The sequence below is a fragment of the Mycobacterium sp. TH-M11 genome (genome assembly GCF_057473725.1).
The window spans coordinates 1-6,511 of the sequence record NZ_JBYCLD010000369.1 but is presented as its reverse complement, the minus strand read 5'-3'; the positions used below and the strand labels follow the sequence as shown (position 1 = coordinate 6,511).

The 6,511-nt window shown below is 67.4% G+C and carries 5 protein-coding genes; 2 read left to right on the top strand and 3 right to left on the bottom strand.

What is annotated here, in order from left to right; genetic code table 11:
- The coding region (locus tag AC2VOG_RS14800) for a cytochrome P450 (protein ID WP_486940639.1) at positions 1 to 937 on the top strand (937 nt) is incomplete at its 5' end.
- Positions 938 to 940: 3 nt separating this feature from the next.
- On the opposite strand, the gene AC2VOG_RS14795 is transcribed toward AC2VOG_RS14800, so the two are convergent.
- Positions 941 to 3,553: an AAA family ATPase gene (locus AC2VOG_RS14795; protein ID WP_486940638.1), complete on the bottom strand. Its 2,613-nt coding sequence runs from the start codon at positions 3,551 to 3,553 to the stop codon at positions 941 to 943.
- Positions 3,550 to 4,713: a metallophosphoesterase family protein gene (locus AC2VOG_RS14790; RefSeq protein ID WP_486940637.1), complete on the bottom strand. Its 1,164-nt coding sequence runs from the start codon at positions 4,711 to 4,713 to the stop codon at positions 3,550 to 3,552. Before AC2VOG_RS14790 ends, AC2VOG_RS14795 begins: the two co-directional genes overlap by 4 nt.
- A gap of 192 nt (positions 4,714 to 4,905) precedes the next feature.
- On the opposite strand from AC2VOG_RS14790, the gene AC2VOG_RS14785 reads away from it, so the two are divergent.
- Positions 4,906 to 5,412, top strand: a complete 507-nt coding sequence (locus AC2VOG_RS14785) for a SixA phosphatase family protein (protein WP_486940636.1) — start codon at positions 4,906 to 4,908, stop codon at positions 5,410 to 5,412.
- A 16-nt stretch (positions 5,413 to 5,428) separates the two neighbouring features.
- On the opposite strand, the gene AC2VOG_RS14780 is transcribed toward AC2VOG_RS14785, so the two are convergent.
- Positions 5,429 to 6,019, bottom strand: coding sequence for a hypothetical protein (locus AC2VOG_RS14780; protein WP_486940635.1), 591 nt, complete (start codon positions 6,017 to 6,019; stop codon positions 5,429 to 5,431).
- Positions 6,020 to 6,511: the final 492 nt, after the last annotated feature.

The following is a 6,511-nucleotide window of genomic DNA, read 5'->3' as shown; positions in this document are numbered from 1 at the left end:
TGACGTCGACCTCGACACCGAATGCCGCCGACTCGGCATGCGCTCACTCGGTCGCTCGATTCTCGGTCTTGACGTCAACGAATTCGGCAGCGCGATCGCGGCGAACATGCACGTGGCATCGCGTTACGCGACCGATCGTGCATTGCGGCCGGTGCGGGCGCCGCGGTGGCTGCCGACGCCGTCACGCCGTCGCGCTCGCGCCGCGGTAGCGACGATGCGACGGGCCACCATGGCGATCCTGCAGTCCTGCCGCGCGGACCCGACCCGCGATGCGCCGCTGGTTCGGGCGTTGATGGCGGCCTCTGATCCCGACACCGGCCTGCCGCTGTCCGACAAGGACATTTGCAGCGAACTGCTGATCTTCATGCTGTCCGGCCACGACACCACGGCGACGACGCTGACCTACGCCCTGTGGCAGCTGGGGCACCATCCCGAGATGCAGGACCGGGTGGCCGCCGAGGTCGCCGAGATCGGCGATAGAGAATTGACGCCCGACGATGTCCCCCGGCTCGGATACACCACCCAGGTAATCAACGAGTCGCTACGTCTGTGCCCGCCGGCTGCTGGGGTCGGCCGAGTGCCGCTGAGCGACATCGCGGTAGACGGCTATCGAGTGGAAGCGGGCAGCATTGTGGCCGTCGGAATCGGTGCGCTACACAGGGATCCGACGTTATGGGATCGCCCACTGGATTTTGATCCCGATCGGTTCAGCCCGGAGAACTGCGCCAATCGCGACCGGTGGCAGTTCATTCCGTTCGCCGCCGGACCACGTTCGTGCATCGGTGAACACTTCGCGATGCTGGTGACGACGCTCGCGCTCGCCACCATCGTCCGGTCGGTGCGCGTTCGCTCTGTCGACAACGACTTTCCGCTCGAATCGCCCTGCACCACCGTCGCGAAGGGGCCGATTCCGGCTCGGGTCGACGCGCGGAATTGACCCTCAGGCGCACAACTCGATTCGCTGCGCATCCTTGACGCCGTCGTAGCGGGCCGGCGTGCAGGTCAATACGATCACCTGCCCGCGCTCCCCGAGTGTGTCGAACACCGCGGCCATCTTGACCAGCCGCTCGGGATCGGCGAAGCCGAGCGCGTCGTCGATCAGGATCGGGACGGCATCCTCCTTGGCGACCAGGGCCGCGCCGGCCAGCCGGGCCAGGATGCCGAGTTGCTCCTTGGCCCCACCCGACAGCGACTCGTAGGGCACAGTGCGGCCGTCGAGTGTGCGGGTCTGGATGCACAGCTCGCTGTCGACGTCGACCTCGAAGGTCTCGCCGAAAACCGGCCGGCCGAGCCGCTGCAGTTCGGCGCGATACGGCTCGACATAGCGCAGCCGGGTGGTGTCGCGGTGGCGCCTCATGACCTCTCGCAGCATCTGCACCGCGCGGGCGCGGCGGCCGACCCGGTCGTGCTCGTCACGGGCGTGCTCGCGCTCGATCTCGGCAGCGTCGAGCTTGCCCTGGCGGCCCTCGGTGCCGAAAACGGTTAGCTGCGCGGCGATCTCATGCAACGTTCGCGCGACGTCGTCGTGACGTTTTCGCAGCAGTGCGAAAGCCTGGACGGCATCGGCCAGCTCGGCGACGACGGCCTCAGGGGCCTTGGCGGCGAGTTGCTCGGACAGCTGCGCGACGCGACTGGCGGCGGTGTCCGCCGCCGACGTGTGGGCCTCGACGTCTGCGGTCAATTTCTCGTCGGGGACCGTGGCCCGCTGTTCGGCCAGCCGGCCGGCAACGGCGGCGAGCTCAGCTCGCTGCACGGCCAGCTTGTCCTGCACACGCGTTACCTGCTTGTCGATCTCGGTCCGCTGGCGCGTCGCCAGCGCCGCTGCCTCGCGGTGGGTTTCACAGTCGTTCTCCGCCTGGGCGCGGGCGGCGACGGCCTCCAGCAGTTCGGCACGCGCGGCCGCAGGATCGACATCGCCGGAAAGAGCTGGTAAAAGCTGCAATTCGGCCAGTCGCCCGCGCAACAGTTCGATGTCTTCGTCGCCGGTCAGTCCGGCCAGCGTTGCCGTGAATTGGTCGTGGGCACTCTGCAGTTCGCGGCGTCGCTCGTCGGCCTGCCGCGCCGCGGCCAGATCCGCAGCGCCCGCGGCCAACAGCGTAGCGGACAGCTTCGCCTGTGCCGCATCATATTTCGCGTGCATCTCCCGCGCCGACGTGCCCGGGGTAACGTGGGCGGTCACGACGCCGGGAATCTCGACCTCGGCGGCGGCGTTGGTGACGGTCGTCCAGCTTTCGCCAGCCGCAAGCGCGACCCGCTGATCGCCGATCACCAGTTCGATGTCGCTGGCCGCAACGAATTCGACTGTCGCCGAGACCAAGGCGAGCTGGCCATCGATCCGATCGAGCGCGGCGGCGGCGTTTTCAATCTGACGCAGCAACTCGTCGGTCATGGTGGTTGTCGACAACTCTTTGGCAACCCCGTCACGCTCGCTGCACGCGGCGTCGATTTTCGCGAGCTTCGTGCTCAGCCGCAACGTCTCCTCGCGGCGGGCCAGATCGTCGACGACGCTCCGGGCCGTTTCGACGCGCTGCGTTGCGGCGACCAGTAGCTGGTCGGCACGCTCGACGGCCTCCTCTGCCTCGACGGTGACAGCGCGGGCCAGCACCAGGGCTTCGCCGGCATCGCGCGCTTCTTCTTCCAGGCCCGCGACCGCGGCTGTGCGCGAGTCGCTTTCGGCTCGCAGTCGCATCCGCTCGGCGAGCGCAGCGGTTGACGCGGTGCTGGTCGCGGTCGCGGCCGTGGCAATCAGTTCGGCCTCCCGCACCTGTTCGGTGAGCCGGGCGATCTCGTCGGCGGCGGCCCCGGCGGCGGTCTGTCGGGTCGCCGCCGCCTGTTGTAATTCACCAAGCTCGGTCAGCTCGATCGTCAGGGCGGCGTGCCGCTGCACCCGCTCGTCGACCTCGGCGACCGCCGCCGCGCACCGCTCGACCTCCTGGTTCGCGGATTCCAGCGCCTTGATCGCCGCCGCCCACTCTGCGGTGGGACGGCCGGTCGCGGTGAAGTAGCGAGCGTATTCGCCGTCGATGCGCTCGAGGAGCAGCGGCTCGGTTCCCGACAGCGCCGCCGCGTCACCCGCGGCGAGGTCAAGCGCCCGGGTCAGCGCGTCGCAGCCGGACAGGTTCACCGCATCGGTCGATGTTGCCTGCAAAACCCTTTGGGCATGCCACAATTCGGTGTCAACGGTCTCGGCCAGCATGGCCTGCACGCGGTCATGCGCCTCGTCGCCGCTGCGCTGTTCGCGGCGCGGCTGCAGGACCGTCAACTGCGTCTCGGGCTTCTTGTGAAAACGCTTGTGGTAGACGAAACGGTAAGGGCCCGAACTAATCTCGGCGGTGATCTCGGAGCCGACGTCGGCGTGTGTCGGCTTGACCTGCTTGACCTCTTTCTTGGTCGAGCGGTCCTTGGCTTCCAGCAGCAGATCGAGCGCCTCGACCATCGACGACTTGCCGATCTCGTTGGCGCCCGACACCACGATTACCCCGTGGTCGGGAAAGTCGATCTCGCGGTAGGCGATTCCGCGGTAGTGCTTCAGCACCAACCGATGCAATTTCATGCCGCACCTCGACCCTGCCGGCCATGATCGGTCAGCCGCAACAGCAACCCCAGCGCCGCCTGGGCATCACCCGCGGCCGCATCGTCGGCGCGCGCGGTCTCCATCAGCTCCTCGACCGCCCCGGCGGCAAACCCGCCGATGCCCAGGTTGCTGAATTCACCGTCGGCCGGAATCACCGCCAGGTCGCTGTGACTGTCCCACACCCGCAGCGAGGCGAACAACCGCGAATACTTGTCCAGGCAGGCGTCCAGCGCGGCGCGGTCGGTGACGGTCAGCGAGCCAATCAGGGCCAACCGCAGCACCGTTCGGTCCTTGTCGGGCATCAGGTCGAGGTTGACGTCCAGGTCAGCGATGTCGCGGCTGGTGTCCACGTGCCGGGTGAGCGTGCTGAATCGCCAGCGGCCAACGCGCGGCGCATCGACGCTCACCGGACGCTGCGGATCCGCCTCATCGATGTCGACGATCAGCACGTGACCGGGGTCGGCCTCGACGTTGTCGTAGTTGGTGACCTCCGGCGAGCCTGAATACCAGATACGGCCCGTGCTCCCCACATCGGTCAGCGAATGCTTGTCGCCGAGTGCAACGTAGTGAATTGTGCCGCGCGCCAACGCATCTTCAACGCCGGCCAGTCGAATCAGTGAGGACCTGGTGCGATCGGGATCGAGCACGTCGACACCACCGTGCGCAACCAGCACCCGAGTGACGCCGTCGGCCGGCAGGCCCTCGAGCACGTCGGCGACCAGATCGGTGGTCGGCGCCTTGGACCGCCACGGTGCCGCGATGATCTGCAGCCCGGGCCGCACGTCGTGGGCCCCGGCCCGATCGAGCACATGCACGTTGGCCGGGCACTCGGCGGCGAACAGCGCGCTGGTGTATACCGAGGAGGCGTCCAGCGGATCGTGGTTGCCGGGCAACAGGTAGACCGGAATCCCGATGGCGCGCATGGCTTCCAGTGACTGACTGATCACCGCCGGCGCCAGCTGGTTGTGCTCGAAGACGTCGCCGGAGACCACCACGAACTCGGCGCCGGCGGCCGTCGCCAGCGGTCCGAGTCCGGCCACCGCGTCGCGTCGGGCCGCGGAGTAGCGCGGCTGCGCGTCACCCGCGAGGAAGTGGCGGGTCATGCCGAGTTGCCAATCGGCGCTGTGCACGAATCGCATGGCGGCCGGAGTCCCTTCTGCGTGATGTCCGGCCAGTGGCGACCGGGCAACGCGAGTTTAGGACCGCCCACCGACAAGTCCGGGGACCTCAATCGGCAGGTCCGAACCCCGGCCGCGCGGCGTCGTAACCAGCCGTCGCATCAGCCACATCGGCCCCATACGGCGCAGAAGCGCCACGGTAATCTCACCCGCATGCCCGACCAAGACCGCACCCTGGTGCTGATGCGTCATGCCAAGTCGGCCTACCCCGACGGGGTGGCCGACCACGACCGACCGCTGGCGGCGCGTGGTGAGCGCGAAGCCGGTCTGGCGGGCGATTGGCTGCGCAGCCATCTGCCCACCATCGGCCTGGCGCTGTGCTCGACGGCGACCCGTACCCGTGAAACGTTGGCGCGCAGCGGGATTGATGCACCCGTTCGCTACCTCGACAGGCTCTACGACTCCACGCCCGGGATTGTGATCGACCAGATCAACGGCGTCGGTAACCGCGTCGCGACCTTGCTGGTCGTCGGACACGAGCCGAGCACCAGCGAGATGGCCCTGCGGCTGGCCGACCGCCCCAGCGCCAACACCGTTGCCGCCAAACGGATCGCGGCGAAATTCCCGACTTCGGCGATGGCCGTTCTGCGCTTCAACGGCAGCTGGGCGGACCTCGAACTCGGGTCCGCCCAGCTGGTCGACTTTCACGTGCCGCGTTAGCCGCGGCTACAACGGGTTATTTGCAGATCTCGACGATCTTCTTGATATTTTCGTCGAGGTTCTTACGCAGCTCCTCCTGCGCGAAGTCCTGCGCCCCGGCCAGGTAGCCGATGCTGAGCTCTTCGAGCTGGGTGCCGAGGGCGTTCGCATCGTCTGCCAGGTCTTTGGGTGTCGCGGGCTCCGCGGCCACCCGGTCCCGCAGGAAGTCCCCGCCGTCGTAGAACGCGAAGCGCTGAGCGGTCGCGACCGACAGCGCACCGATCGGCCCACCGTTGTCCGGGTTCTTCAGGTGCGAGTTCCTGACCACTGCGCGGTCGACGATCTTGAACGTGTCACAGATCTTCTTCTTGGCATCTTTGCGTTGCTGGTCGCTGTACTTGCCCGCGGCTGCGGCACTCTCGTTGGGGTAGAAGTATCCAAAAGCGGCACCCGCGACGCCGAGGATCGCCAACACCAAAGCCGCCACCGCCAGCCAGAACGGCAGCTTGGACGGGCTTGCGTGCGAGGTAGCCGTCGGGGTCGTCGCCGGCGTAGTGGTAGGCGCGGCGACGGATTCGGTGACGTCCTCGGATGCGGACGATGGCTCGTGTGAGGGTGTTTCAGACATCAAACGATCGTATAGGGCGCGCCTGCGGACCCGTAACCGTTTGGGGCCATTTAGCGTCGCTCGGCGAAAACCAGCAGTTCACGGCCATATTTTCGGGCAGCGGCGGCGGTATCTCGGGAGGCAGGCTCGGCCGGCCTGGGAAGATCGGGTGCTGTGATTGCGGCACAACTTGGCCTGATGCGGGTGGTATCGCCGGGTGACGTCGCCGAACGGTTGTTGAACCGCGTGGGCGCGCCTACGCCGCTGACGTCACACTCGCGGGGACAGTTTGCTCGTCGTCGTCGGCCGGGGTTCGACTGCGGCCTTGGACGCGGAGTGCCGCCAGGTCGATGCGAACGACGCCCCGGCGGCGACAGTGAGTGCTCATTTGCACAGGCCGTCGACCTCGTCGAGTTGCCGGTCGAGGTTGCGCCGCACCTGGTCTTGGACGAAGCCGGGTACGTCCGCAAGATAATTGATACCCAAGTCCTGGAGCGTAGTAGCCAAGGAATT